We start from the raw sequence: 25,606 nt of genomic DNA on the forward strand, positions 1-25,606 counted from the left end.
GGACTGGGGACTATTTGTGGTAGGGGTGCCCGGACAATACGGTCCAGGCCCGGTAGATCTGCTCGCCGACCAGGATCCGCACCAACGGGTGCGGCAGCGTCAACGGCGACAGCGACCAGCGCTGCTCGCTGCGCGCGCAGACCTCCGGCGCCAGCCCTTCCGGGCCGCCGACCATGAGATTCACGGTGCGTGCGTCGAGACGCCAGCGATCCAGTTCGCGAGCCAGTTGCTCGGTGCTCCAGGGCCGACCTTCGACCTCCAGGGTCACCACCCGTTCCCCCGGCTGCACGCGCGCCAGCATGGCCTCGCCTTCCTGACGGATCAGGCGCGCCACGTCGGCGTTCTTGCCGCGGGTGTTGAGCGGGATCTCCACCAGTTCGAGGGACAGCTCGGCCGGCAGGCGCTTGACGTACTCCTGCCAACCTTCCTCGACCCAGCGAGGCATGCGCGAGCCAACCGCGATCAGGCGCAACCGCATGCCGGCGTCACTCTTCCGGCTGGTGCTGGGCGCGGCTCTGCTCGGCGCCCTGCCACAGGCGCTCCAGGTCGTAGAACTGGCGGGTCGCCGGGAGCATCACGTGGACCACCACGTCGCCCAGGTCGAGCAGCGCCCATTCGCCGGACTCCAGGCCTTCGCTGCCCAGGGGCTTGACGCCGTTTTCCTTGGCCTTGGTCAGGACGTTGTCGGCCAGCGACTTGACCTGGCGGCTGGAACTGCCGCAGGCGATCACCATGTAGTCGGTGACGCTGGTCTTGTCCCGCACATCGAGGGTCACGATGTCCTGGGCCTTGAGGTCTTCCAGGGCATCGATGGCCACTTGGACGAGTTGTTCGGTTTGCATTGAGTCGGTCTCTGTTTCTTTATCAGTGTGGCGCACGATACAGGTGGTGCGCCTCGATGTAGTTCAATACCGCGTCCGGCACCAGGAAACGCACGGAGCGCCCGGCACCCAGCAGCGCGCGGATCTGGGTGGCGGACACCGCCAGCGGCGTCTGCCAGACGAAGGTGATCTGTCCGCCCGGCCCTTTCAGGGCCTGCGGGTCGGCCACGCTCCGCGCCGCCAGCAGGTCGCGCAGCGACTCCGGCGGCTCGCTGTCGGCATCCGGACGCTGCAACACGACGATGTGGCAGTGATCCAGCAACGCCTCCCAGCGGTGCCACGTCGGCAAGCCGCAGAAGGCATCCCAGCCGATCAGCATGAACAACTGGTCGTCGGCCGCCAGTTCCGCCCGCACCGACTCCAGGGTGTCGATGGTGTAGGACGGCTTGTCGCGCTGCAGTTCGCGGGGATCGACCGTCAATCGCTCGACTCCCGCCACCGCCCGCTCGACCATCGCCAACCGCTGCGCGGCCGACACCTGCGGGGTTTCCCGGTGCGGCGGCCGCGCATTGGGCAGCAGGCGCAGTTCGTCGAGGGCGAACTGCTCGGCCATTTCCACGGCGCTGCGCATATGTCCGATATGCACGGGGTCGAAAGTGCCGCCGAACAGGCCGATACGTTTGCCCATCAGGTGCGCACGTGACCGTCGCCGAAGACGACGTACTTCTCGCTGGTCAGGCCTTCCAGGCCGACCGGGCCGCGGGCGTGCAGCTTGTCGGTGGAAATCCCGATCTCGGCGCCGAGGCCGTACTCGAAGCCGTCGGCGAAGCGGGTCGAGGCGTTGACCATCACCGAAGCGGAATCCACTTCGGCGAGGAAACGCCGCGCATCGCTGAAGTTCTCGGTAATGATCGCGTCGGTGTGCTGCGAGCCGTAGGTGTTGATGTGCTCGATCGCCGCGTCCAGCCCGTCGACGATGCGGATCGACAGGATCGGCGCGTTGTACTCGGTACGCCAGTCCTCCTCGGTAGCCTCCAGCACGTCTGCGCCGAGCAGCGCGCGGGTCGCGGCGTCGCCGCGCAGTTCCACGCCCTTCTCGCGGTAGATCGTGGCCAGCGGCGGCAGCACCTGCTCGGCGATGCCGGCATGCACCAGCAGCGTCTCCATGGTGTTGCACGGTGCATAGCGCTGGGTCTTGGCGTTGTCGGCGACGCGAATCGCCTTGTCCAGGTCGGCGGCGACATCGATGTAGACGTGGCAGATGCCGTCCAGGTGCTTGATCACCGGCACCTTGGCCTCGCGGCTGATGCGCTCGATCAGGCCCTTGCCGCCGCGCGGGACGATCACGTCGACGTATTCGGGCATGCTGATCAGCGCGCCGACCGCGGCGCGGTCGGTGGTTTCCACCACCTGCACGGCGGCGGCCGGCAGGCCGGCCTCGGCCAGGCCCTGCTGGATGCAGCGGGCGATCGCCTGGTTGGAGTGGATCGCCTCGGAGCCGCCGCGCAGGATGGTCGCGTTGCCGGACTTCAGGCACAGGCTGGCGGCGTCGATGGTCACGTTCGGCCGCGATTCGTAGATGATCCCGACCACGCCCAGCGGCACGCGCATCTTGCCGATCTGGATACCCGAGGGCACATAGCGCATGTCGCGGATCTCGCCGATCGGGTCGGGCAGCGTGGCGACCTGGCGCAGGCCCTCGATCATGTCGTCGATGCGCGCCGGGGTCAGCGCCAGGCGGTCCAGCATCGCCGGCTCCAGGCCATTGGCGCGGCCGGCGGCGAGGTCCTGCTCGTTGGCGTGGGACAACTCCGCGCGGGCGGCGTCCAGCGCATCGGCCGCGGCCAGCAGGGCGCGGTTCTTCTGCGCGGTGGCGGCGCGCGCGAGCAACCGCGAGGCGGCGCGGGCATCGCGGCCAAGGCGGCTCATATAGTCGAGGACGGACTCGGTCATGGTCTCGGCATCTGGCGTCAGGGAAATGCGCGATTATAGCGAGCCAGCCCCGGCGCGCCCAGCCGCAACAGCCGGTCGGTAGACAGTGCGTTCCATCGCCCCCGGCGGTAACGCGGCAGCCCCGCTGCGCCTGGGGCTGTGCGCGAGACGGTGACACCCGGGCGCAGGCGCCGGCCGAAGGATAGGTAAACAAAATTGCTACCTCTGTTTACCTTCGAGGCGAGCCTGGCCACTGCCACCCACCGGCACCCGCTCGGCAGAACAACAATAACGACGCACACACCGCGGGGCCTCGCCATGCGCTACCGTACCGACTACAGCGCGCAGTCGCTAAGCAGCGAACCGGATATCCTCTTCCTAGACGGCTGGCAACTGCGCTACCAGGCCTTCGCCGCCCGCGCCGACGACCCGCGCCCGCCGGTGCTCCTGCTGGGCGGCGCCTTCCAGAGCTTCCGCTCGTTCACCGGCGAGGTCAGCGAACTGCTCGCCGAGCACCCGGTGATCCTGCTCGACCTGCCGAGCCAGGGCGGCAACCTGCAACTGGCGGCGGAACTGAGCCTGGAAGACCTCGCCGACCTGATCGCGGCCTTCGCCGAACAGCTCGGCCTGCCGCCGTTGATGCCCATCGGCCTGTCCTACGGCTCGGCCCTGGCCGCGCTGTTCGCCGCCCGCCATCCGCGCCGCTGCGCGCGCCTGCTACTGGCCGGCATCACCGCATTCGGCCGCCCCGGTGCGCGGCTGCTGCTGGAAGAAGCCCTGGCCCGGCTCGACGAGGGCGACCAGAGTGCCTTCGCCCACGGCGTACTGACCGGCCTGATCAACCCGCTACAGCTGGAACGTACCGGCGTCTCCCCGGTATTTCGCAAGGCCATGCTGCGCCAGTTGCAACGCCTGACCGCGGCGGAGATCGAACGCTACCGGCAGAATAGCCGGCGCCTGCTGGCCTTCGGCGGCTTCGAGCGGCACCCGACCTGCCCGACCCTGGTGCTCGCCGGCGAGTACGACCATTTCACCCAGCCCTGGGAACATGCGGTGTTCGCCCATGCCTGCGGGAACGCCGAGTTCGCCCTGATCCACGACGCCGACCATCTTGCCCAGTTCGAACGACGCGAGGCCTGCGCCCGGCTCTACGGCCCGTTCCTGCGCGGCGAGGCACTGCCGGAGCGCGCCGAGGGCAGCACGCGGATCCCGCGCACGCGCCTGCTCGGCCTGGAGCGACGCTTCGAGGTCCGCCATCGGCCAGCCCAGGGGCACGCTCGGCTGGAACATCCGCAGTTCGGCGTCTATGCGGCGGAACTGGTGGAACTCGGCTATTTCGGCGGGCGGCTGCACGCCGAGCTGCCCGAATCCCGCCCGCAACGCGGCTGGCGGTTGTGCTGCGACGGCCTGGCGGACTTGGACATCCTGCCCCTGCGCTCGACCGCCGGCGGCTTCGCCTTCATCTTCCCGCACTCCGATCCGGCGGCCAGCGCCGGACTGGCCGACCTCCTCGCCGCCTGGGAGCGAGCGGAGGTCGCCTGAGAGGCGGCTATGCCGTGCGGCTTTCGATCACCCGCACCAGGCTCGGCAGGCGTCCCTGCGGCAAGCCCAGGGCGGCGCCTTCGCGCTGCGGGTCGAGCACCAGGGTGGAGGCGAAGCCGCAGCGGGCGAAGGCCGCCTCGATTTCCGCGGCATTGCGGTAATGCAACGGATAGCTTCCCCGCGTCAGCCGCCCGATGATCCCCACTCCCCAACGGATCTGCCGGTAGCGCGGGTGCTCGCGGAGATCGGGATAGAGGTCGGTCAGGTAGGTGCCCTGGGGGAAGCGTTTAAGTTCGGTCGCCAGGCGACTCCAGAAGGCCTCGATCACCGGGCGCTGGAAATAGTTCACCAACCCCTCGGTGATCACCACCAGCGGGCGCTCGCGATCGAGCCCGGCGAACAGCGCGGCGAGGCTGCGCTCGCCGTCCTCGGCGAGGATATCCACAGCCGCCACCGCGTGCTCCGGGCCCAGCCACCCCTGCTCGCGGAGCAACGCCGCCTTGCGCGCGGCCATCGGCGGCAGGTCGGCCTCCAGGTAGCGCAACTGTGGATAGCGTTGCCGGAAGCGTCGCCCACGCGGCGAGAGCCCGCAGGCCATTTCCACCACCTGGACCACTCCCTCGCGTTCGACGGCCTGGGTCAGGCGCGCGTCGATCATGAGGTGTCTTTGTAACAGGAAATCCTCGATGTTCAGTCCGAAACCGAGCTGCGCGCCCCAGTTGATCGGCGCGACGAAGCCGTGTACCCAGCGGCCGAAGACGGTGGCGAAGGCCGGTTCGGCGAGCCGATGGCGGAACCAGACGTACCCGGTGTAATGGGCGCTGGGCGTGATGTGGGCACTGTCGACACGCTCTCGTTCAACCATGATTCAGGCTCTTGTTGTTATCATTCGCCAGCCTATGACTGCCATGGTCCCAGCGACAATCCCATGTCCCGCGATCCCATCCTTAGTTTGCCCTGGCCCGACGCCCGGCCGCTCCCCGACACCTTCTTCGACCGCGATGCGTTGCTGGTCGCCCGCGAGTTGCTGGGCAAGGTGATCCGCCATCGCCAGGGCAATCTCTGGCTGGCGGCGCGAATCATCGAGACCGAGGCCTACTACCTGGAGGAGAAAGGCAGCCATGCCTCGCTCGGCTACACCGAGAAGCGCAAGGCACTGTTCCTCGACGGCGGGCACATCTATATGTATTACGCGCGCGGCGGCGACTCGCTGAACTTCAGCGCCGGCGGGCCGGGCAATGCGGTGCTGATCAAGTCCGGCCATCCCTGGCTGGATCGCATCAGCGACCACACGGCGCTGGAGCGGATGCAGAGCCTGAACCCGGACAGCCAGGGCCGGCCCCGCGAGATCGGCCGCCTGTGCGCCGGCCAGACCCTGCTGTGCAAGGCCATGGGGCTGAAGGTGCCGGAGTGGGACGCGCAGCGCTTCGACCCGCAGCGACTGTTCGTCGACGATGTCGGCGAGCGCCCCAGCCAGGTGATCCAGGCCGCTCGGCTGGGCATTCCGAAGGGGCGCGACGAACACCTGCCGTACCGTTTCGTCGATGCCACCTTCGCCGCCTTCTGCACCCGCAACCCACTGCGCCGCGGCCAGGTCGCCGGGCGCGACTATCATCTACTCGGACATCAGGACCCGCACCTGCAATGAGTCTCGACAGCTTCAACGCCTGGATGGCCGCCAACCCCGAGTGGCTGGGGCTGGCCATCTTCCTCATCGCCTTCCTCGAATGCGCGGCCATCGTCGGTATCGTCCTCCCCGGCGTGGTGCTGCTGTTCGGCGTCGCGGTGATCGCCGGCAGCGGCGCCCTCGGCCTCGGCGAAACCCTGCTGCTGGCCTACGCCGGCGGGGTGCTGGGCGACCTCAGCTCGTACTGGATCGGCCGCCGCTTCCACCAGAACATCCGCCGCCTGCCCGGCCTGCGCAGCCATCCGCAGTGGATCACCGCCGCCGAGGTGTACTTCGAACGCTACGGTATCGCCAGCCTGCTGGTCGGCCGCTTCATCGGCGCCCTGCGACCGATGCTGCCGATGGTCGCCGGCATGCTCGACATGCCGTTCGGCCGTTTTCTCGGCGTTTCGCTGATCGCCGCCGCCGGCTGGGCGGTCGCCTACCTGTTGCCCGGCTGGGCCACCGGCGCAGCCCTGCGCCTGCCGTTGCCGGAAGGCTTCTGGAGCGAAGCCGGGATCGTCGCGGCCTGCCTGGCGGTGCTGGTCGGCGTGGTAGTCCAGGCCAGCCTGCGGCGCAAACGCTGGGCAACCGCTGTGGCGGCCGCGCTGAGCCTGGTCCTGCTGCTGGCGATGACCGTCGCCTGGCCGTACCTCCAGGACCTCGACCAGGGCCTGATGACGCTGGTCCAGGAGCATCGCAACGCCGACCTGAACCCGGTGATGGTGGTGGTCACCCGGCTCGGCGATTTCCGCACCCAGTTCATCGCCGGCGCGCTGCTCGGCGGTATCCTCCTGCTGACCCGGCAATGGCGTCCGGCCATCTTCGCCATCGGCACCCTGGTGGGTACCGCGCTGGCCAACCAGACCCTGAAGACCCTGTTCGCCCGCGCCCGCCCGGAAGTGCTGGCCGAACCGCTGAGCAGCTTCAGCTTCCCCAGCGGACACAGCTCGGCGTCCTTCGCCTTCTTCCTCACCCTGGGCGTCCTCGCCAGCCGCCAGCAACCGCCGCGCTGGCGCCTGACCTGGGTACTGCTGGCGGTGATCCCGTCGCTGAGCATCGCCCTGTCGCGGGTCTACCTTGGCGTGCACTGGCCGTCGGACATCGTCGCCGGCGCCCTGCTCGCCACTACGGTCTGCGCCGCCAGCCTGTGGCTGAGCCAGCGCCGCGAGTCGCTGCCGGCGCTGCCGCAACGGGTCTGGTGGCTGCTGTTGCCGGTCTGCGTGGCGACCCTGGCGATCGCCGCCGGCTGGGCCCTGCCGGAAGCCATTGCGCGCTACCGGCCGCTGTGAGGGTTGGCGCTCAGTCGATACCCAACTCGCCCTGCAGGTGCTCCAGCAGCACCTGGATCCGCGCCAGTTGCATCTGCGCGTCGGGCAGGGCGAGCAGTTCGAGCTTGCGTTCGGTATCGAACGGCAGCAGGTAGGCCAACTGGTTGGCCAGGTCCTGCTGGCCGCCGGGCTCGCCGCCCATCTCCAGCGCGGCCACCATCGGATGCTCGGCCAGCACGCTGAGCAACGCGGCGAGATCGTTGTGTTCGTAGGTCAGGGGTTGCTCCGGCAGGTCTTCGAACCACTCGATCTCGCCAACGCTGAGCTGGTCGGCCTGGACCTCCACCGACAGCACCTGGAAACGCCGACCGCCCTCCACGCGGATGCCCAGCAGGCCGTTCGGGCGCTGCTGCCAGTCGCGGACCGAGGCCTCGCAGCCGACCATCGCCAGGCGGCTCGGCGCTTCGCCGACCTCCCGCCCTTCGCCGATGGTCACCACGCCGAAACCGGTGCCCTGCTTCATGCAGCGGCTGATCATGTCCAGGTAGCGCGCCTCGAAGATCTGCAGGTCCAGGCGGCAACCGGGGAACAGCACGGCGTTGAGGGGAAACAACGGCAACTTCATCGCGACTCCTCGGGCATCGTCAGGCAACCAGCGCTACCGCCAACGGTAGCAGCACTGCGGTGGCAACGCCCATCAGGCTCATCGCCAGGGCGGCGAAGGCACCACACTCCTCGCCTTCCTGCAAGGCCCGCGAAGTGCCCACCGCGTGGGCCGTCATGCCCAGCGCCATGCCCTGCGCGGCGGGGTGCCGGACGCCGATGGCGCGCAGCAGCTCCGGCCCGAGGATCGCCCCGAGCACCCCGGTGATCAGTACGAACACGGCGGCCAGCGCCGCCACGCCGCCGATCTGGCTGGCCACCAGCATGGCGATCGGCGAGGTCACCGACTTCGGCGCCATGCTCATCAGCATCCGCGGCTCGGCACCGAACAGCCAGCCGAATGCGATGCCCAGCACCGTCGCCAGCGTACCGGCGACCACCAGGGTCAGCAGGGTCGGCCAGAACAATTGGCGGATACGCCGCAGGTTGAGGAACAGCGGCACCGCCAGGGCCACCGTGGCGGGGCCGAGGAGAATGGTCAGGACCTTGGCGCTGGCACTGTATTCGTCGTAGTCGATGCCGCAAAGCAGCAGCACGCCGATCACCACCAGCATCGATACCAGCACCGGCTGCAGGAACACCCAGCGGGTCCGTTCATAGGCGGCCAGGGCCAACTGGTAGGCGCCCAGGGTCACGCCGACGCCGAACAGCGGATGGTGGATCACCGCCTCGAGGGCGGCCTGCCAGGCCATCAGGACTCCTCCCGGCGACGTTGCTGGCGATCGATGAGCTTCTGCATCATCCAGCCGGCGAACAGGAACGACAGCACCAGCGACAGTACCAGCGCGCCGACGATGGCCCAGAAGTCAGCGGCGATCTCCCGCGCATAGGCCATCACCCCGACCGCCGCCGGCACCAGCAGCAGCGGCAGGTAGCGCAGCAACGAGCCGGCCGCCTCGTTGACCGGCTTGCCGACCTCGCCACGCGCCAGGAAATAACCGAACAGCAGCACCAGGCCGATGATCGGACCGGGCAGCATGGGCAACAACAGAACGTTCAGACCTGTGCCGAGCAACTGGAACAGCACCAGCCAGGTCAGACCACGAAGCAACATGGGCACCTCCAGCAAGGGCCGACCATTATGCCCAGCCCGCCGGGACATTGGCACGCTCCTCGCCTATCCATCAGTCGCAGTCGCGGCACCGCATGACGCGATATTCGCCAGGCCGATGGTTTCTTGACCCGGTCGCCAACGCGTGCTGATCTTCCTGCACCATGAGAACAACAGCCATCCTCCCGGAGGACTTATGCCATTCGTACCCGTAGCAGCGCTCAAGGACTATGTCGGCAAGGATCTCGGCCATTCCGAATGGCTCACCATCGACCAGGAGCGGGTCGACCAGTTCGCCGAATGCACCGGCGACCACCAGTTCATCCACGTCGATCCGGAGAAGGCGGCGAAGACGCCCTTCGGCGGCACCATCGCCCACGGTTTCCTGTCCCTGTCGCTGATCCCGAAGCTGATGGAAGGCCTGCTGGTGCTTCCCGAAGGACTGAAGATGGCGGTCAACTACGGCCTCGATACGGTGCGCTTCATCCAGCCGGTGCGGGTCGGCTCGCGGGTCCGCCTGGGCCTGACCCTGCTCGACGTCAACGAGAAGAATCCCGGCCAGTGGCTGATCAAGGCGCGCGCCACCCTGGAGATCGAAGGCCAGGAGAAACCCGCCTACATCGCCGAGACCCTCAGCCTCTGCTTCGTCTGAGCCCGCCCCAGCGAGCGCTGCCGTTCGCTTGACGGCCAGGCGCCTTCGCGCCCCTCTCCCCCCTTCCAAAAGCCCCCGCTCGCGGGGGCGCTCTGGGCCGGCAGGGAAATACCCTACTGCCAGGCAACGATTTTTCCGCCACACTGTCTCCCCTCCACCCTCGGACCGAACCACTCATCGGGAACGCCGCATGCTTCGCCCCGCCAGGTCTCTCTCGCTCTGCTCCGTCCTGGTCATCCTGCTCGCCGCCTGTGGCGAGGGCGAACCGCTGCTCCCGGCCGATGCGCGCCTGCCTGACGGCGCGCGCTATCGCGGCGAGCTGGTGGACGGGCGCCTGGAAGGCCAGGGCCGGCTGGACTACGACAACGGCGCCTGGTACGCCGGCCGCTTCGAGCATGGCCTGCTGCACGGCCATGGCACCTGGCAGGGCGCCGACGGCAGCCGCTACAGCGGTGGCTTCGCGGCCGGCCTGTTCGACGGTCAGGGACGCCTGGCGATGGCCGATGGCAGCGTCTACCAGGGCGGTTTCCGCCAGGGCCTGTTCGATGGCGAAGGCAGCCTGGAACAACAGGGCACTCGCTACCGCGGCGGTTTCCGCAAGGGCCTGTACAGCGGCCAGGGCACGCTGGACGGCAGCGATGGCAGCCGCTACCAGGGCAGCTTCCGCCAGGGCCGCCTGGAAGGCGAAGGCAGCTTCAGCGACAGCCAGGGCAACCAGTACGCCGGTACCTTCCGCGACGGGCAACTGAACGGCAAGGGGCGCTGGAGCGGGCCCGATGGCGACCGCTACGTCGGCCAGTTCAAGGACAACCAGTTCCATGGCCAGGGGCGCTACGAAAGCGCCAGCGGCGATGTCTGGATCGGCCGCTTCAGCGAAGGCGCGCTGAACGGCCCCGGCGAGCTTCTCGGCGCCGACGGCAGCCGCTACCGCGGCGGTTTCCAGTTCTGGCGCTTCCATGGCCAGGGCCTGCTCGAACAACTGGACGGCACCCGCTACGAAGGCGGCTTCGCCGCCGGCGCCTATGCCGGCCAAGGCACCCTGGACCGCGCCGACGGCAGCCGTGAGCAGGGACTCTGGGCCGACGGCAAGCGCATCCGCGACGCCGCCGGCAAGGCCCTGCCCGACACCCTGGAAATCGGCCTGTTGGCCCAGGGTCGCCTGCTCGACGAAGAACTGCGCAAGATCCCGGCCTCGACGCCGGCCAGCGAACTCTATGCCCTGAGCCTGGGCGGCGATGGCCGCCAGGGCGTGTTCCTGCGCGAGGCCGATTACGCCGGTGACCTGCTCGGCCAGCGTTTCGCCGCTCGTGGCGTGATTCGCCTGGTCAACCACCGCGACCACTTCGGCGACCGCCCGCTGGCTACCCGGGAAAGCCTGTCCCGCGCCGTGCGCACCCTGGCCGAACGCAGCGGGCCGGAAGACCTGGTCTTCATCTACCTGACCAGCCACGGCTCCAGCGACCACCAGTTGGCCCTGGACATGCCCGGCCTGAACCTCGGCGACCTGCCGGCCGCGGAACTGGCCGAACTGCTCGCGCCGCTGCGCCAGCGCGACAAGGTGCTGGTGGTATCGGCCTGCTACAGCGGGGGCTTCATCCCGCCGCTGAAAGACGAACGTACCCTGATCCTGACCGCCGCGCGTGCCGACCGGGTCTCGTTCGGCTGTTCCGACGACGCCGACTTCACCTATTTCGGCCGCGCCTTGCTGGCCAATGCGCTGAACCGCACCGACGATCTGTCCAAAGCGTTCGAACTGGCGAAAGAGGAAGTGCGTCAAAGGGAGAAGGAGGAAGGTTTCGAAGCTTCGGAACCGCAAGCCTGGTTACCGGAACGCGTGCTCGCGCACTGGCGGACGCTGCGGGGGCAGCAAGCCGAGCGCGCGCTCGCGTTCCGGGAAGGAAAAACCGGCGAGGGCGCGGCGGGCAAATAGATACGCCGCGCACTACGCTCATTGGTGTGGAAGGGGAGAAACACACATGCACTCGACGCCCAAGCGCGTTCTGCTCGCCGGCGCGACCGGTCTTACCGGCGAGCACCTGTTGGATCGGATATTGAGCGAGCCGACCCTGGCCAAGGTCATCGCCCCTGCCCGCAAGGCGCTGGCCGAGCATCCGCGGCTGGACAACCCGGTCGGCCCGCTGGCCGAGCTGCTGCCGCAACTCGACGGCAGCATCGATACCGCCTTCTGCTGCCTCGGCACCACGATCAAGGAAGCCGGCTCGGAGGAGGCCTTCCGCGCGGTCGATTTCGACCTGCCGCTGGCGGTGGGCAAGCGCGCGCTGGAGATGGGCGCCCGGCATTACCTGGTGGTCAGCGCCCTGGGCGCCGACGCCAAGTCGTCGATCTTCTACAACCGGGTCAAGGGCGAACTGGAGCAGGCCCTGCAGGAACAGGGCTGGCCACAACTGACCATCGCCCGGCCATCGCTGCTGTTCGGCCCGCGCGAGGAATTCCGCCTGGCCGAGATCCTCGCTGCGCCGATCGCCCGCATCCTTCCCGGCAAGTACCACGGCATCGAGGCCTGCGACCTGGCCCGCGCGCTCTGGCGCCTGGCGCTGGAGGAAGGCAAGGGCGTGCGCTTCGTCGAGTCCGACGAACTGCGCAAGCTGGGGAAATGAGCCTGGGGCGGGTCTCGCCCTACATGCCGCCGCTGACGCCGAGGTTGAGGCCGATGGCGGTGGCCAGCGAGAACGGCAGCAACAGGGTGTCCAGCAGCGCGCTGCCCGGCAGGTCGAGCCCCGGATGGGCCGGCGCCTCCGCGCCGAAGCGTTCCATCGGGCAGCAGCCGCCGTGCAGGCTGTACCAGTCCAGCCGGGTGCCGGCGTAGACCACCGGCGCCCCTGGCTTGGCCGCATCCAGGGTGCGCACGGTGGCGCAACCGCCCATCTGCACCGCCAGGACCAGCAGCAGCACCCTACTCGTCGCTGACAAGGTGCTGTTCCCCCCAGCGCGGCAGCATATCCTGGGGAATCCCCAGGGTGTTGAGGATTCGCGCGACGACGAAGTCCACCAGGTCCTCCACCGATTGCGGCTGGTGGTAGAAGCCCGGCGCCGCCGGCAGGATCACCGCGCCGAGGTTGGACAGCTTGAGCATGTTTTCCAGGTGGATACTGGAGAACGGCGCCTCGCGCGGCACCAGCACCAGCGGCCGGCGCTCCTTCAGGGCGACATCGGCGGCGCGCTCGATGAGGTTGTTGCAGGCCCCCGTGGCGACCGCCGACAGGGTGCCGGTGGAACACGGGCAGATCACCATGGCATTGGGCGCGCTGGAGCCGGAGGCCGGCGGCGCCATCCAGTCGTTCTGGCCGAACACGCGGATCTGTCCGGCGGCGGCACCGCAATATTCGGTGAGGAAGGCCTGCATCGCCTGCGGCTTGGCCGGCAAGGCCACGTCGGTCTCGGTGGCCATCACCAGTTGCGCGGCCTTGGAGATCAGGAAGTGCACCTCGCGCTCTTCCTGCACCAGGCAATCGAGCAAGCGCAGGCCGTACTGGGCGCCGGAGGCGCCGGTCATCGCCAGGGTAATGCGTTCCGGACCGCTCATCGCGCCCCTCACTCGGCCAGCGCCGCGGCCAGCTTGCCGTGCAAGCCGCCGAAGCCGCCGTTGCTCATGATCACCACTTGCGCGCCGGGCCTGGCCTGCTGGCGCACCTGCTCGATGATCGCCTCCAGGGTATCGCAGACCTGCGACGGTATCGCGCATTGCGCGGCGGTGGCGGCCAGGTCCCAGCCCAGGTTCGGCGGCGCGTACCAGAGCACCTGGTCGGCCTGGCGCACGCTGTCCGGCAGGCCGTCGCGATGAGCGCCGAGCTTCATCGAGTTGGAACGCGGCTCGACGATGGCGATCACCTGGGTATCGGCGCCAACCTGCTTGCGCAGGCCGTCGAGGGTGGTGGCGATGGCGGTCGGATGGTGGGCGAAGTCGTCGTAGAGGGTCACGCCCCGGACCTCCGCGACCTTCTCCATGCGCCGCTTGACGTTGCGGAACTCGCTGAGCGCTACCGCGCCCTGGCTGGGCACCACACCGACATGGCGCGCCGCCGCCAGGCTGGCGAGGGCGTTGGCGACGTTGTGCAGGCCGGTCAGCGGCCAGTCCACCTCGCCCTGGACGATGCCGTCGAACAGCACCTCGAAGCGCGAGCCGTCCTCGGCGAGCAGGCGCGCCTGCCACTGGCCGCCTTCGCCGGTGGTCTGCACCGGGGTCCAGCAGCCCATCCCGAGTACGCGCTCCAGGGCTTTCTCGGCGCTCGGGCGAATGATCAGGCCCTCGCCCGGCACGGTGCGCACCAGATGGTGGAACTGCCGCTCGATGGCCGCGAGGTCGGGGAAGATATCCGCGTGGTCGAATTCCAGGTTGTTCAGGATCGCCGTGCGCGGGCGGTAATGGACGAACTTCGAGCGCTTGTCGAAGAAGGCGCTGTCGTACTCGTCGGCCTCGACCACGAAGAACGGCGTACCGCCCAGGCGCGCCGAAACCCCGAAGTTCTGCGGCACCCCGCCGATCAGGAAGCCCGGGCTCATACCGGCGTGCTCCAGGACCCAGGCGAGCATGCTGGTGGTGGTGGTCTTGCCGTGGGTACCGGCCACCGCCAGCACCCAGCGTCCTTGCAGCACGTGGTCGGCCAGCCACTGCGGGCCGGAAACGTAGGGCAGGCCCTTGTTCAGGACATGCTCCACCGCCGGATTGCCGCGCGACAGGGCGTTGCCGATCACTACCAGGTCCGGCGCCGGCTCCAGGTGGGCCGGATCGTAGCCCTGCATCAACTCGATGCCCTGGGCTTGCAGCTGGGTGCTCATGGGGGGGTAGACGTTGGCGTCGGAACCGGTCACCCGGTGGCCCAGTTCCTTGGCCAGCACGGCCAGCGAGCCCATGAAGGTCCCGCAGATGCCGAGTACGTGGATGTGCATGCAGACTCCTGCAGATCAAGCCGTCGAAGGCGCTGTGAATGGGCGGCAGATTAGCACAGCGGAGGCGCCGGCCGCCCGGCGTCGCGGCATCAGACGACGCGGCGTCGGCGGGGTTCCCGCCGGCCTCGCGGCGGCCCGCCTGGAGCCGTCCCGCCCGTCAGGCCTGGCCGCGCACCAGGCCGTGCCGGCGCAGCTTGCGATACAGGGTGTTGCGGCTGATCCCCAGTTGCTCGGCCACCCGGCTCACGTGCCAGCGCTGGCCGTCCAGCGCCGCCAGCAACGCGGCTCGCTCGGCGTCGTCCAGGCTGTTGCCCGCGGCCGGGGCGGGCGCCGCTGCGGCGGGCGGCAGCGCCGCCAGGGCCTGGCGGATATCCGCGGGCAGGTCGCGCAGGCCGACCCGGCCGTCCTCGCAGAGTGCCACCAGGGTCCGCAGCACCGTGCGCATCTGCCGGACGTTGCCCGGCCAGCGGTAGGCCAGCAGGCCCTGGCGAACCTCGCCGTCGAGCTGGATGCGCTGGCCCCTGGCCTCCTCGGCCAGCAGGTAGTCCAGCAGCTCCTCGCGGTCGCTGCGCTCGCGCAGCGGCGGCAGGCTCACGACCATGCCATTGAGGCGGTAGTAGAGATCCTCGCGGAAGCGTCCATCGGCGACCAGCCCGGCCAGGTCGCGGTGGGTAGCGCTGATCAGGCGCACGTCGACATCCTCCGGCTCGCCGCCCAGCGGTACCACCCGGCGCTCTTCCAGCACCCGCAGCAGGCGGGTCTGCAAGGCCAGTGGCATGTCGCCGATCTCGTCGAGGAACAGGGTGCCGCCGTCAGCCTGCTGCAACTTGCCGCGCATGCCCTCCTTGCGCGCGCCGGTGAAGCTGCCGCCGCGATAACCGAACAGTTCGCTCTCGATCAGGGTTTCCGGGATCGCCGCGCAGTTCAGCGCGACGAACGCCTGTTCCGCGCGCGGGCCGGCCAGGTGCACGGCCTTGGCGAAGGCCTCCTTGCCGGAACCGGTCTCGCCGTTGAGCAGCAACGGCACGTCGCGCGCGTAGACCTTCAGCGCCCGGCGGAAATCGGCGGCCAGCTCGGCGTCGCCCAGGCACAGGCCGGTCGCGGCAGGCGCCGGCTTCGCTGCCGTGGGCACCGCCAGGGCCTGGGGTATCGCCCGCGGCGCGCCGCGCAGCATGGCGTACAGGGTCCGTCCCTCGCGGGTGCGCAGCGGCCAGCTGGCGCTGGGTTGCGGCGAGGCGCGACCGAGCAGGTCGTCGAGACGGCAATCGAAGAAGGTCTCCACCGGCTGGCCGAGCAGGCGCTGGCGCGGACAACCGAGCAGGTTCAGCGCGCTCTGGTTCACCGCGCGGATCCGCCCGTCTTCCTCGAAGGCCAGCAGCCCTTCGCTGAACAGGCCGACATAGTCGCCCTGGACATGGAAGCGCAGCAGCCAGGAGCCCTCGAAGCGACGGAGGAAATAGCAGCCCTCGATGATCTTCGCCGACAGGTTGACCAGCGCCATGGTGTGGAACTGGCTCTGCCGCGAGACTTCCTGGCGCGCCGAAGACACGTCGAGCACCGCCATCAGCTCGCCCTGCGGATCGAACACCGGGCTCGCCGAGCAGGTCAGGCCGGTATGGCGGCTACGGAAGTGCTCTTCCTGCTGGATGGTCAGGGCCTGCCGCTCGACCACGCAGGTGCCGATGCCGTTGGTGCCTTCGCAGGGCTCGCTCCAGTCGGCACCGAGCCAGAGGCCGGCGTGTTCGAAGGTCTGGCGCTGGGCGTCGGCGTTGACGCAATTGAGGATCACCCCGCGGGCATCGGTGAGCAGTACCGCGTGGTCGTTGCCGGAAAGCTGCTGGTAGAGGCTGTGCATCTCGCCATCGGCGATCTCCAGCACCTGTTGCAGGCGCTCGCGGCGTTCGAGCATGCGCGCGTGCTCCAGCACCATCGGCGCCATCGGCTGGCCGGGATCGAGATGGTGCTGTTCCAGGCAGCGCAGCCAGGAGCGGGCGATGGACGGATCGGTCGCAGGGCCGCCCGGCGGGATCTTGCCCTGGGCGACGGTCAGCACTTGCCGCGCGTGGCGGCTCATGGAACTGGCAGGCATTGTTATGGTTCTCCGCGAGGGACGGGCCGTCTCTTGCCTGGGCGCGGTGGATCGGTCCGCGAGTCTCCGGACGGCTATCGGTGCAGCATCCAACAGGCCGGGGCGCAATGCAACGACGGACTGACCGATGAGTCATGCGCTGCGCCAAAAACGGTACAGAGTGTCACTCACGAGCGTCCCGCCCGCGTGACAGGGAGCGTTCGCAAGCTCCCCTGCGAAACCTCCAGGACGCTCTACTCCGGGCATTTCGCCACTCTGGCCCGGCCCTTGCTCCAGGCTTACGACAAGCGCGACAGCGCGTCCTCCCCTAATAAGCACAAGAGCCAGGAGATACCATCATGCGTTACGCCCATCCCGGTAGCGAAGGCGCCATCGTTTCCTTCAAGGCCCGCTACGGCAACTACATCGGCGGCGAGTTCGTGCCTCCGGTCAAGGGCCAGTACTTCACCAACACCTCGCCGGTGAACGGCCAGCCGATCGCCGAGTTCCCCCGTTCCACCGCCGAGGACATCGACAAGGCCCTCGACGCCGCCCACGCCGCCGCCGAGGCCTGGGGCCGCACCTCGGTGCAGGAGCGTTCGAACATCCTGCTGAAGATCGCCGACCGCATCGAGCAGAACCTGGAACTGCTCGCCGTCACCGAGACCTGGGACAACGGCAAGGCCGTGCGCGAGACCCTCAACGCCGACATTCCCCTGGCCGCCGACCACTTCCGCTACTTCGCCGGCTGCATCCGCGCCCAGGAAGGCTCCGCCGCCGAGATCAACGACAGCACCGTGGCCTACCACATCCACGAGCCCTTGGGCGTGGTCGGGCAGATCATCCCGTGGAACTTCCCGCTGCTGATGGCCGCCTGGAAGCTGGCCCCGGCGCTGGCCGCCGGCAACTGCGTGGTGCTCAAGCCGGCCGAGCAGACCCCGCTGGGCATCTGCGTGCTGCTGGAACTCATCGGCGACCTGCTGCCGCCGGGCGTGCTCAACGTCGTCCAGGGCTTCGGCAGGGAGGCCGGCGAGGCCCTGGCCACCAGCAAGCGCATCGCCAAGATCGCCTTCACCGGTTCCACCCCGGTCGGCTCGCACATCCTCAAGTGCGCGGCGGAGAACATCATTCCCTCCACCGTCGAGCTGGGCGGCAAGAGCCCGAACATCTATTTCGAAGACATCATGCAGGCCGAGCCGGCGTTCATCGAGAAGGCCGCCGAGGGCCTGGTGCTGGCTTTCTTCAACCAGGGCGAGGTGTGCACCTGCCCGTCCCGCGCGCTGGTCCAGGAGTCGATCTACCCGGCGTTCATGGAAGAGGTGCTGAAAAAGGTCAGGGCGATCAAGCGCGGCGACCCGCTGGACACCGAGACCATGGTCGGCGCCCAGGCTTCCCAGCAGCAGTACGAGAAGATCCTCTCCTACCTCGACATCGCCCAGCAGGAAGGCGCCGAGCTGCTCGCCGGCGGCAGCGTCGAGAAGCTCGAAGGCAACCTGGCCAGCGGCTACTACATCCAGCCGACCCTGCTCAAGGGGCACAACGGCATGCGCGTGTTCCAGGAGGAAATCTTCGGCCCGGTGGTCGGCGTCACCACCTTCAAGGACGAAGCCGAGGCCCTGGCCATCGCCAACGACACCGAGTACGGCCTCGGCGCCGGCCTCTGGACCCGCGACATCAACCGCGCCTACCGCATGGGCCGCGGGATCAAGGCCGGTCGCGTGTGGACCAACTGCTACCACCTGTACCCGGCCCACGCCGCGTTCGGCGGCTACAAGAAGTCCGGCGTCGGTCGCGAGACGCACAAGATGATGCTCGACCACTACCAGCAGACCAAGAACCTGCTGGTGAGTTACGACATCAACCCGCTGGGCTTCTTCTAGTAGGACCCCGGACCGGCCGCGACCGCTCTTTCCCGGAGCGGTCGCGCCGGCTCGTGAAACACGCCGCCGAGGCTGACGGCGGCGCCCCTTCCACCTCCTCGCCAGGCCGATTGCAGAGCGGCTGGCATAGCTATTGCCTGCGTTCACCACGTACAGCACACCACCGGGAAAACCGGGGTCGATAACAACAAGATTGAGGTGAAAAACCCATGTCCCTCGAACAAACCGGCCATGCGCCCGCAACTTCCGGGGTCGACTTCGAAAGCGTCGACGCCGACTACTTCCAACACCGTCAACTGAAGAAAGGCGCCGCCGGCTGGGTCCTGCTGGTCGGGCTCGGCGTCGCCTACGTGATCTCCGGCGACTACGCCGGCTGGAACTTCGGCCTGGCCCAGGGCGGCTGGGGCGGGATGTTCCTCGCCACCCTGCTGATGGCCACCATGTACCTGTGCATGTGCTTCTCGCTCGCCGAACTGTCTTCGATGATCCCTACCGCCGGCGGCGGCTACGGCTTCGCCCGCAGCGCCTTCGGGCCCTGGGGCGGCTTTCTCACCGGCACCGCGATCCTCATCGAATACGCCATCGCCCCGGCGGCCATCGCCTGCTTCATCGGCGCCTACTGCGAGTCGCTGTTCGGCGTCGGCGGCTGGCTGATCTACCTGGTGTTCTACATCGTGTTCATCGGCATCCACATCCTCGGCGCCGGCGAGGCGCTGAAGCTGATGTTCGTCATCACCGCGGTGGCGGCCATCGCCCTCGGCGTGTTCATTGTCGCGATGGTTCCGCACTTCGACTCGGCCAACCTGTTCAACATCCCGCAGACCGCGGCGACCGGCGCCAGCAGCTTCCTGCCGTTCGGCTATGTCGGGGTCTGGGCGGCGATCCCCTACGCGATCTGGTTCTTCCTCGCCGTCGAAGGCGTGCCGCTGGCCGCCGAGGAAACCAAGAACCCCAAGCGCGACCTGCCGCGCGGACTGATCGGCGCCATGTTGGTGCTTCTCGCCTTCGCCGCACTGATTCTGGTCGTCGGTCCCGGGGCCGCCGGAGCCAAGGAGCTGATGGGCTCGGGCAATCCCCTGGTGGAAGCGCTGGAGTCGGCCTACAAGGGTTCGACCTGGATGAGCCAGTTCGTCAACCTGGTCGGCCTGGCCGGGCTGATCGCCAGCTTCTTCTCGATCATCTATGCCTACTCGCGACAGATCTTCGCCCTCTCCCGCGCCGGCTACCTGCCGCGCAGCCTCTCGCTGACCAACCGCAAGAAGGCGCCGGTACTGGCCCTGGTGGTGCCGGGGGTGATCGGCTTCGGCCTGTCGCTGACCGGCCAGGGTGACCTGCTGATCCTGGTCGCGGTGTTCGGCGCGACCATCTCCTACGTGCTGATGATGGCCGCGCACATCACCCTGCGCATCCGCCGCCCGGACATGCAGCGCCCCTACCGCACCCCTGGCGGCATCCTCACCTCCGGCGTAGCCCTGGCGCTGGCCTGCGTCGCGGTGGTCGCCGGCTTCCTGGTCGACCCGCGGGTCGTGGTCGGCGCGGTGGCGATCTACGCTGTACTGATCGGCTACTTCGCCCTGTACAGTCGGCATCACCTGGTGTCCGGCACCCCGGAAGAAGAGTTCGCCGCGATCCAGGCGGCGGAACAGGACCTGCGCTGAGAGCGACAACGACAAAGCCCGGCCCGCCGCTGGCGAGGCCGGGCACTGGAGACACACATGGCACGTTTCACCCATAGCGTCGGCGGCGAAACCTACCGCTTCGACAGCCTCAAGGACGTGATGGCCAAGGCCAGCCCCGCGCGCTCCGGCGATTTCCTCGCCGGCGTCGCGGCGAGCAACGACGGCGAGCGGGTCGCCGCGCAGATGGCCCTGGCCGACATCCCGCTCAAACACTTCCTCGACGAGGCGCTGATTCCCTACGAGGACGACGAGGTCACCCGCCTGATCATCGACACCCACCAGCGCGACGCCTTCGCCCCGGTGTCCCATCTCACCGTCGGCGGCTTCCGCGACTGGCTGCTCGGCGACGCCGCCGACGAGGCCAGCCTGCGCGCCCTGGCTCCGGGCCTGACGCCGGAAATGGCAGCGGCGGTATCGAAGATCATGCGTGTCCAGGACCTGGTCCTGGTGGCGCAGAAGATCCGCGTGGTCACCCGCTTCCGCAACACCCTCGGCCTTCGCGGCCGGCTCTCCACCCGCCTGCAACCGAACCACCCGACCGACGACCCGGCCGGAATCGCCGCGAGCATCCTCGACGGCCTGCTGTTCGGCAATGGCGACGCGATGCTCGGGATCAATCCTGCCACCGACAGCATGGCCTCGATCTGCGCCCTGCTGGAGATGCTCGACGCGATCATCCAGCGCTACGAGATTCCCACCCAGGCCTGCGTGCTGACCCACGTCACCAGCTCCATCGAGGCGATCAACCGCGGCGTGCCGCTGGACCTGGTGTTCCAGTCGATCGCCGGCACCGAGGCGGCCAATGCCAGCTTCGGCATCAGCCTGAAGATCCTCCAGGAAGGCTACGAGGCCGGGCTCAGCCAGAAGCGCGGCACCCTAGGCAACAACCTGATGTACTTCGAGACCGGCCAGGGCAGCGCGCTCTCGGCCAACGCCCACCACGGCGTCGACCAGCAGACCTGCGAGACCCGCGCCTATGCGGTGGCTCGTCACTTCAAGCCGTTCCTGGTGAACACCGTGGTCGGCTTCATCGGTCCCGAGTACCTGTACAACGGCAAGCAGATCATCCGCGCCGGCCTGGAAGACCACTTCTGCGGCAAGCTGCTCGGCGTGCCGATGGGTTGCGACATCTGCTACACCAACCATGCCGAGGCCGACCAGGACGACATGGACATGCTCCTGACCCTGCTGGGCGTCGCCGGGATCAACTTCATCATGGGCATTCCCGGCTCCGACGACGTGATGCTCAACTACCAGACCACCTCCTTCCACGACGCCCTCTATGCGCGCCAGACGCTGGGCCTGAAGCCGGCGCCGGAATTCGAGGACTGGTTGCAGCGGATGGGAATCTTCACCCAGGCCGACGGGCGCATCCGCTTCGGTGACGAGTTACCGCCGGCGTTCCGCCAGGCCCTGGCGCAACTGGCCTGAGGAGATGCCGATGAACGACAAGCACCTGCCCGACGCCAGCGCCGAGAACCCCTGGCTGCCGCTGCGCCAGCTGACCCCCGCGCGGATCGCCCTGGGCCGCACCGGCACCAGCCTGCCGACCCGCCCGCAACTGGACTTCCAGTACGCCCACGCCCAGGCGCGCGACGCCGTGCACCTGCCCTTCGACCATGCGGCCATCAGCGACGGCCTGCGCCAGCGCGGCCGCGACAGCCTGCTGCTGCACAGCGCCGCCGCCGACCGCCACGTCTACCTGCAACGCCCGGACCTCGGCCGGCGCCTCGACGAGGCCTCGGTGCAACGCCTGCGCGAACACGCCGCCTGCTACGACGGGCAGATCGACCTGGCCATCGTGGTCGCCGACGGCCTCTCCGCGCTGGCCGTGCAGCGTCACACCCTGCCCTTCCTCGAACGCCTGGAGGAACAGGCGCTGGCCGAAGGCTGGTCGCTGTCGCCGGTGGTCCTGGTGGAACAGGGACGGGTGGCGGTGGCCGACGAGATCGGTGAATTGCTGCGGGCGAAGATGAGCGTGATCCTGATCGGCGAGCGTCCCGGCCTCAGCTCGCCGGACAGCCTCGGCCTGTACTTCACCTGGGCCCCGCGGGTCGGCCTCACCGACGCCTATCGCAACTGCATCTCCAACGTCCGCCTGGAAGGCCTCAGCTACGGCATGGCCGCGCACCGCCTGCTCTACCTGATGCGCGAGGCCTGCCGGCGGCAGCTTTCCGGGGTCAACCTGAAGGACGAGGCGGAGGTCCAGGCGCTGGACGGCGAGGCTCCGCGCACCGGCAACTTCCTCCTGGCGAGGGACTGAGCCTCCCGGCCGAAGGATGGGCCGGCGCGCGTCGCCCCTCCTTCGGCCGATTCAAACGTTCGCTTGGATTGCGCTTTCCAGGGAGATTGGGCAGCATCGAAGCGTTGCTGGCATGCAGCCTGCATCGTCCCGGCAGCCCCTTCCCGCAATGCGAGGCCCGTCATGCGAATCGTGCAAGCCACCCTCGAACACCTCGACCTGCTGGCGCCGCTGTTCGTCAAGTACCGCGAATTCTACGGCATGCTCTCCTACCCCGAGTCCTCGCGGAAATTCCTCGAGAAACGCCTGCGCCGCAAGGAATCGGTGATCTACCTGGCGCTGGCCGACGAAGAAGACCGCCTGCTCGGTTTCTGCCAGCTCTATCCGAGCTTCTCCTCGCTGTCGCTCAAGCGCGTCTGGATCCTCAACGACATCTACGTCGCCGAGGAGGCACGCCGGCAACTGGTCGCCGACCACCTGCTGCAACACGCCAAGCAGATGGCCCGGGAAACCCATGCGGTGCGCATGCGTGTCTCCACCAGCGTCGACAACGAGGTAGCGCAGAAAGTCTACGAGTCGATCGGCTTCCGCGAAGACCAGGAGTTCAAGAACTACACCCTGCCGATCAGCGACGAACTAAGCTGAAGACAAAGGCACGGCACCTCCCAACCGATCGCTCAGAGCAGAGGCATCCATGGGTTCGCGCACCTGGCACTGGCCCGGCGTCCTGCTCGGCCTGCTCCTCGCCACGGCCGGCGCGCAGGCCGACACCCTGCGCGTGGCGACCCTCGACTGGGCGCCCTACGTCGGCCCCGACCTGCCGGGCAAAGGCCTCGCCAGCCGCATCCTAGACGAAGCCCTGGCCCTCGACGGGCACCGCGCCGAACTGGTGTTCCTGCCCTGGCAACGTGCCCTGAAGGAAGCCGCCGAGGGGCGCTTCGACGCCCTCATGCCGGCCTACCTGTCGCCCGAGCGGCGCGAACTGTTCCACGCCACCATCCCCCTGCTCGACTCGCAACTGGGCTTCTTCCGCCAGCGCGAGCGCCTGCTGCCGGTCAATCCCGCGCATCTGGAAAGCCTGCGTCCGTACCGCATCGGCGTGGTCCGCGGCTACGTCAACCGGGAGGATTTCGACGCCGACCGCAGCCTGACCAAGGACGCGGTGACCAACGACTGGCAGAACCTCGAGAAGCTCCTGCGCGGGCGTATCGACCTGGCCGTGGTCGATCGCTACACCGGCTACCACCTGCTGGCGCGCAACGTGCCGGCGCTGAAGGATCGCCTGGTGTTCATCGAACCGCCGCTGGAGGTCAAGCCGCTCTATGTACTGGTGCCGAAAAGACACGCCCGCGGCGCCGCCCTTGCCGCCAGCCTCGACCGCAACCTGCGCCTGATGCGTCGCAGCGGCCGGCTGGAACAACTGATCGCCGAAGCACACCTCGAACGCAGCGGGCAGACCCGCACGCTGGCCGTCGATCCGTTAACCGGCCAGACCGACCAGCAGCGCAGCCCCGGCCAGGAGCAGGACCAGGGCCAGCACGCCCCGTTGCAACCGGCGTGGCGCGAAGACCCGCTGGGGATGCGCTAGCGGCTTCTGCAAGGCCAGCCAGAATTCCGACAACGCTTCGAAGCGCCCCTCCGGACGCGGCGCCAGGGCCCGCGCCAATACCCCATCCCAGCCGACCGGCAGGTCCGCCTGACGCTCGCCCAGGGGCTCGTAGCGGCATCCGCCGTCGCTCTCCGGGCAGGCGATCGACGGCCAGCGACCACAGAGCAGCCAATAGAACAGCGCCGCCAGGGCGAACTGGTCGGCCCGGCCATCGAGCGCCTCGCCGCGACGCAACTCCGGCGCCAGCGGCACGCTGTCCGCAGGCAGCGCCTGGCGCGCCACCCCCGGCAGGATCGCCGCCGCCTCGGGGAGGAACAGCAGGCGCCCGCCCTCGTCCAGCAGGATCTGCCGCGGCGCCAGCCACAAGCCCTGTACGCCGCGCCGCTGCAAGGCGCGAACCGCATCGATAAGTTGCTCCAGGAGGACCAGCGCGCATTGCGGTTCCAGCGGCAGGTGCGCTGGCGCCCAATCCAGCAGGCTGCGCATCGGCCAGCGCGGCGGAGCGAACAACTGGAAGGCATGACGACGCAACCGGGGCGACGACAATACTCGCGGCAGGCTCTCCGCACGGCAGCGCCGCAATGCCCATTCGCGCTGCCAGAACGCTTCGTCGGCATCGACCGCCGCGAGCAGCAGCAACGCCTCGCGTCCTTGCTCGTCGCAGGCGCGGAATAGCCGCCCGGGCGGGCCGAACGCGCAAGCTGCCTGCAAGGTCCAGCCATCCACGCAGTCGCCGGGGCACGCCGCGCCCAGCGCTGGCCAGCCGGTATGCCGTGGCGCCGCCGGGGCGCGCTCGAGCGCCCCCGGCAAGACCAGCGCCACCGCCCCCGGCGCATGCAGCAACGGCTGCAGCACGCCCTCCAGGCGCCCCGTGGCCAGCCCCGCACAACGCTCTCCGAGGGCGCGCAGGTCGGCCACTTCGAGCAGCGGCTGGGGCGCCAGCAACAAGGGCTCGCCGGCCACCTGGGTCAGGTTGTGCTGGACCAGCGCCAGCTCCGCGCTGCTACCCAGCGGCTGGCCGCTCCCTCCCAGGCGCTGCAGGCTGCCCTGGCGATAACGCAGCAGGCCGACGGCGCCGCACTGGAGAAAGTGCACGCCTCCGGCATGGACCAGCAGCAACCCCGCCGCCAGCTCGAGCACGCCCGGCTCGCCTTCGCGGCGCCGGCGATAGAGCTGCATGTTCAGCGAAGCCAGGACCTGCCGCGCCGCCTGCGCTTCCGGCCAACCCTCGGGGGTACAGGCGTAGTCGGCGAACAGGGCGTCGAGATGGCCTTCGATGGCCTGCACCACGTTGGCGCAACCGCGTCCCCAGAGCAGCGCCAGGAGAAACGCCGGAGCCCGTCCGGGGCGAGGCGCGAGCCATTCGGCGCGAACCCGCGCGGCCTGCCCCGGGAGGTCGCGCCCGGCGCCCAGGGCGAGACTGAGCGGTGGCTGGGCAAAAGGCTGGAGTGTCATCGCACGCCCTTCCCTGCTAGAAATTTCTCCTGTTCTTGCAGACTTTATGCCGACCAATTTCGGAAAAATTACCGAAACATCCTGCAATCAGTGGTTTTGCCGGGATCGCGACAAACAGCCCCCCACCCATCCGGACGCCCCCCTATAATGGCGGCCCTCTGCCGCTC

At 68.7% G+C, this 25,606-nt stretch carries 25 protein-coding genes; 12 read left to right on the top strand and 13 right to left on the bottom strand.

From position 1 onward, the window contains the following. Nucleotides 1-10 precede the first annotated feature (10 nt). The 4 genes from rlmH to HMPREF1224_RS22695 are packed head-to-tail and all read right to left on the bottom strand — an operon-like array spanning nucleotide 11 to nucleotide 2,774. The gene (gene rlmH / locus HMPREF1224_RS22680) at nucleotides 11-478 is read right to left on the bottom strand and encodes a 23S rRNA (pseudouridine(1915)-N(3))-methyltransferase RlmH (protein WP_003093193.1); all 468 of its coding nucleotides are present in this window, start codon (nucleotides 476-478) and stop codon (nucleotides 11-13) included. 7 nt (nucleotides 479-485) lie between these two features. Beyond that, complete coding sequence (gene rsfS, locus HMPREF1224_RS22685) at nucleotides 486-842, bottom strand: ribosome silencing factor (protein ID WP_003100305.1); 357 nt, start codon at nucleotides 840-842, stop codon at nucleotides 486-488. A 22-nt stretch (nucleotides 843-864) separates the two neighbouring features. Continuing rightward, entirely contained in the window at nucleotides 865-1,509 is a 645-nt protein-coding gene (gene nadD / locus HMPREF1224_RS22690; protein WP_003093199.1) for a nicotinate-nucleotide adenylyltransferase, read from the bottom strand. Then, a complete protein-coding gene (locus HMPREF1224_RS22695) occupies nucleotides 1,509-2,774 on the bottom strand; it encodes a glutamate-5-semialdehyde dehydrogenase (RefSeq protein WP_003119194.1) in 1,266 nt (421 codons plus the stop codon). The genes nadD and HMPREF1224_RS22695 overlap by 1 nt, the downstream gene beginning before the upstream one ends. A 297-nt stretch (nucleotides 2,775-3,071) precedes the next feature. On the opposite strand from HMPREF1224_RS22695, the gene HMPREF1224_RS22700 reads away from it, so the two are divergent. Continuing rightward, entirely contained in the window at nucleotides 3,072-4,295 is a 1,224-nt protein-coding gene (locus HMPREF1224_RS22700; RefSeq protein WP_003118251.1) for an alpha/beta fold hydrolase, read from the top strand. Nucleotides 4,296-4,302: 7 nt separating this feature from the next. Here HMPREF1224_RS22700 and HMPREF1224_RS22705 read toward each other — a convergent pair whose 3' ends face one another. Continuing rightward, nucleotides 4,303-5,160, bottom strand: a complete 858-nt coding sequence (locus HMPREF1224_RS22705; protein ID WP_003093206.1) for a class I SAM-dependent methyltransferase — start codon at nucleotides 5,158-5,160, stop codon at nucleotides 4,303-4,305. A gap of 63 nt (nucleotides 5,161-5,223) precedes the next feature. On the opposite strand from HMPREF1224_RS22705, the gene HMPREF1224_RS22710 reads away from it, so the two are divergent. Together HMPREF1224_RS22710 and HMPREF1224_RS22715 are read left to right on the top strand one after the other, a co-directional pair. Beyond that, nucleotides 5,224-5,943: a DNA-3-methyladenine glycosylase gene (locus HMPREF1224_RS22710; RefSeq protein WP_003100299.1), complete on the top strand. Its 720-nt coding sequence runs from the start codon at nucleotides 5,224-5,226 to the stop codon at nucleotides 5,941-5,943. Next, entirely contained in the window at nucleotides 5,940-7,253 is a 1,314-nt protein-coding gene (locus HMPREF1224_RS22715; protein WP_003100297.1) for a bifunctional DedA family/phosphatase PAP2 family protein, read from the top strand. The genes HMPREF1224_RS22710 and HMPREF1224_RS22715 overlap by 4 nt, the downstream gene beginning before the upstream one ends. A 10-nt stretch (nucleotides 7,254-7,263) precedes the next feature. Here HMPREF1224_RS22715 and HMPREF1224_RS22720 read toward each other — a convergent pair whose 3' ends face one another. The 3 genes from HMPREF1224_RS22720 to HMPREF1224_RS22730 are packed head-to-tail and all read right to left on the bottom strand — an operon-like array spanning nucleotide 7,264 to nucleotide 8,949. Continuing rightward, nucleotides 7,264-7,857: an LON peptidase substrate-binding domain-containing protein gene (locus HMPREF1224_RS22720; RefSeq protein ID WP_003093212.1), complete on the bottom strand. Its 594-nt coding sequence runs from the start codon at nucleotides 7,855-7,857 to the stop codon at nucleotides 7,264-7,266. 19 nt (nucleotides 7,858-7,876) lie between these two features. Further along, nucleotides 7,877-8,587 carry an LrgB family protein gene (locus HMPREF1224_RS22725; protein WP_003093214.1) on the bottom strand — a complete coding sequence of 237 codons (711 nt, stop codon included), beginning with the start codon at nucleotides 8,585-8,587 and terminating at the stop codon, nucleotides 7,877-7,879. Next, a complete protein-coding gene (locus tag HMPREF1224_RS22730) occupies nucleotides 8,587-8,949 on the bottom strand; it encodes a CidA/LrgA family protein (RefSeq protein WP_003100294.1) in 363 nt (120 codons plus the stop codon). Before HMPREF1224_RS22730 ends, HMPREF1224_RS22725 begins: the two co-directional genes overlap by 1 nt. Nucleotides 8,950-9,142: 193 nt before the next feature. Between HMPREF1224_RS22730 and HMPREF1224_RS22735 the strand changes: the two genes are divergently transcribed. The 3 genes from HMPREF1224_RS22735 to HMPREF1224_RS22745 all read left to right on the top strand — a co-directional run bounded on the left by HMPREF1224_RS22735 (nucleotide 9,143) and on the right by HMPREF1224_RS22745 (nucleotide 12,216). Continuing rightward, nucleotides 9,143-9,598, top strand: coding sequence for a MaoC family dehydratase (locus HMPREF1224_RS22735; protein ID WP_003093220.1), 456 nt, complete (start codon nucleotides 9,143-9,145; stop codon nucleotides 9,596-9,598). Between the two features lie 190 nt (nucleotides 9,599-9,788). Then, the gene (locus HMPREF1224_RS22740; protein ID WP_010793417.1) at nucleotides 9,789-11,528 is read left to right on the top strand and encodes a C13 family peptidase; all 1,740 of its coding nucleotides are present in this window, start codon (nucleotides 9,789-9,791) and stop codon (nucleotides 11,526-11,528) included. Nucleotides 11,529-11,574: 46 nt separating this feature from the next. After that, nucleotides 11,575-12,216: an oxidoreductase gene (locus HMPREF1224_RS22745; RefSeq protein WP_003100290.1), complete on the top strand. Its 642-nt coding sequence runs from the start codon at nucleotides 11,575-11,577 to the stop codon at nucleotides 12,214-12,216. A gap of 19 nt (nucleotides 12,217-12,235) precedes the next feature. Here the strand turns inward: HMPREF1224_RS22745 and HMPREF1224_RS22750 are convergent, their stop codons facing one another. From HMPREF1224_RS22750 to eatR, 4 genes are all read right to left on the bottom strand, one after another. Continuing rightward, nucleotides 12,236-12,484 (bottom strand): YceK/YidQ family lipoprotein, encoded by a 249-nt coding sequence (locus HMPREF1224_RS22750; protein WP_042159398.1) that lies wholly within the window; start codon nucleotides 12,482-12,484, stop codon nucleotides 12,236-12,238. Nucleotides 12,485-12,512: 28 nt separating this feature from the next. Then, entirely contained in the window at nucleotides 12,513-13,142 is a 630-nt protein-coding gene (ubiX, locus tag HMPREF1224_RS22755; RefSeq protein WP_003093227.1) for a flavin prenyltransferase UbiX, read from the bottom strand. A gap of 8 nt (nucleotides 13,143-13,150) precedes the next feature. Next, on the bottom strand, nucleotides 13,151-14,506 hold the full coding sequence (gene mpl / locus HMPREF1224_RS22760) for a UDP-N-acetylmuramate:L-alanyl-gamma-D-glutamyl-meso-diaminopimelate ligase (protein ID WP_003159333.1): 1,356 nt from the start codon (nucleotides 14,504-14,506) through the stop codon (nucleotides 13,151-13,153). A gap of 157 nt (nucleotides 14,507-14,663) precedes the next feature. Continuing rightward, nucleotides 14,664-16,595 carry a sigma-54-dependent transcriptional regulator EatR gene (gene eatR / locus HMPREF1224_RS22765; protein WP_010793418.1) on the bottom strand — a complete coding sequence of 644 codons (1,932 nt, stop codon included), beginning with the start codon at nucleotides 16,593-16,595 and terminating at the stop codon, nucleotides 14,664-14,666. Between the two features lie 338 nt (nucleotides 16,596-16,933). On the opposite strand from eatR, the gene HMPREF1224_RS22770 reads away from it, so the two are divergent. The 6 genes from HMPREF1224_RS22770 (at nucleotide 16,934) to HMPREF1224_RS22795 (ending at nucleotide 23,963) form a co-directional block, all read left to right on the top strand. Continuing rightward, complete coding sequence (locus HMPREF1224_RS22770; protein WP_004351623.1) at nucleotides 16,934-18,454, top strand: acetaldehyde dehydrogenase ExaC; 1,521 nt, start codon at nucleotides 16,934-16,936, stop codon at nucleotides 18,452-18,454. Between the two features lie 209 nt (nucleotides 18,455-18,663). Beyond that, nucleotides 18,664-20,112 (top strand): ethanolamine permease, encoded by a 1,449-nt coding sequence (gene eat, locus HMPREF1224_RS22775; protein ID WP_003093230.1) that lies wholly within the window; start codon nucleotides 18,664-18,666, stop codon nucleotides 20,110-20,112. A gap of 57 nt (nucleotides 20,113-20,169) precedes the next feature. Beyond that, nucleotides 20,170-21,564, top strand: coding sequence for an ethanolamine ammonia-lyase subunit EutB (locus tag HMPREF1224_RS22780; RefSeq protein ID WP_003093232.1), 1,395 nt, complete (start codon nucleotides 20,170-20,172; stop codon nucleotides 21,562-21,564). Nucleotides 21,565-21,574: 10 nt separating this feature from the next. Further along, nucleotides 21,575-22,396, top strand: coding sequence for an ethanolamine ammonia-lyase subunit EutC (gene eutC / locus HMPREF1224_RS22785; RefSeq protein ID WP_003102780.1), 822 nt, complete (start codon nucleotides 21,575-21,577; stop codon nucleotides 22,394-22,396). A 162-nt stretch (nucleotides 22,397-22,558) separates the two neighbouring features. Continuing rightward, nucleotides 22,559-23,020: a GNAT family N-acetyltransferase gene (locus HMPREF1224_RS22790; protein ID WP_003093235.1), complete on the top strand. Its 462-nt coding sequence runs from the start codon at nucleotides 22,559-22,561 to the stop codon at nucleotides 23,018-23,020. A 49-nt stretch (nucleotides 23,021-23,069) separates the two neighbouring features. Beyond that, a complete protein-coding gene (locus HMPREF1224_RS22795) occupies nucleotides 23,070-23,963 on the top strand; it encodes a substrate-binding periplasmic protein (protein ID WP_010793419.1) in 894 nt (297 codons plus the stop codon). Here HMPREF1224_RS22795 and HMPREF1224_RS22800 read toward each other — a convergent pair. Then, nucleotides 23,856-25,439: a protein kinase family protein gene (locus HMPREF1224_RS22800; protein ID WP_003114908.1), complete on the bottom strand. Its 1,584-nt coding sequence runs from the start codon at nucleotides 25,437-25,439 to the stop codon at nucleotides 23,856-23,858. The genes HMPREF1224_RS22795 and HMPREF1224_RS22800 overlap by 108 nt on opposite strands. Nucleotides 25,440-25,606 lie beyond the last annotated feature (167 nt).

Origin of the sequence: Pseudomonas sp. P179, assembly GCF_000478485.2 — a bacterium.
In the GTDB taxonomy this organism is placed as follows: Bacteria; Pseudomonadota; Gammaproteobacteria; order Pseudomonadales; family Pseudomonadaceae; genus Pseudomonas; species Pseudomonas aeruginosa.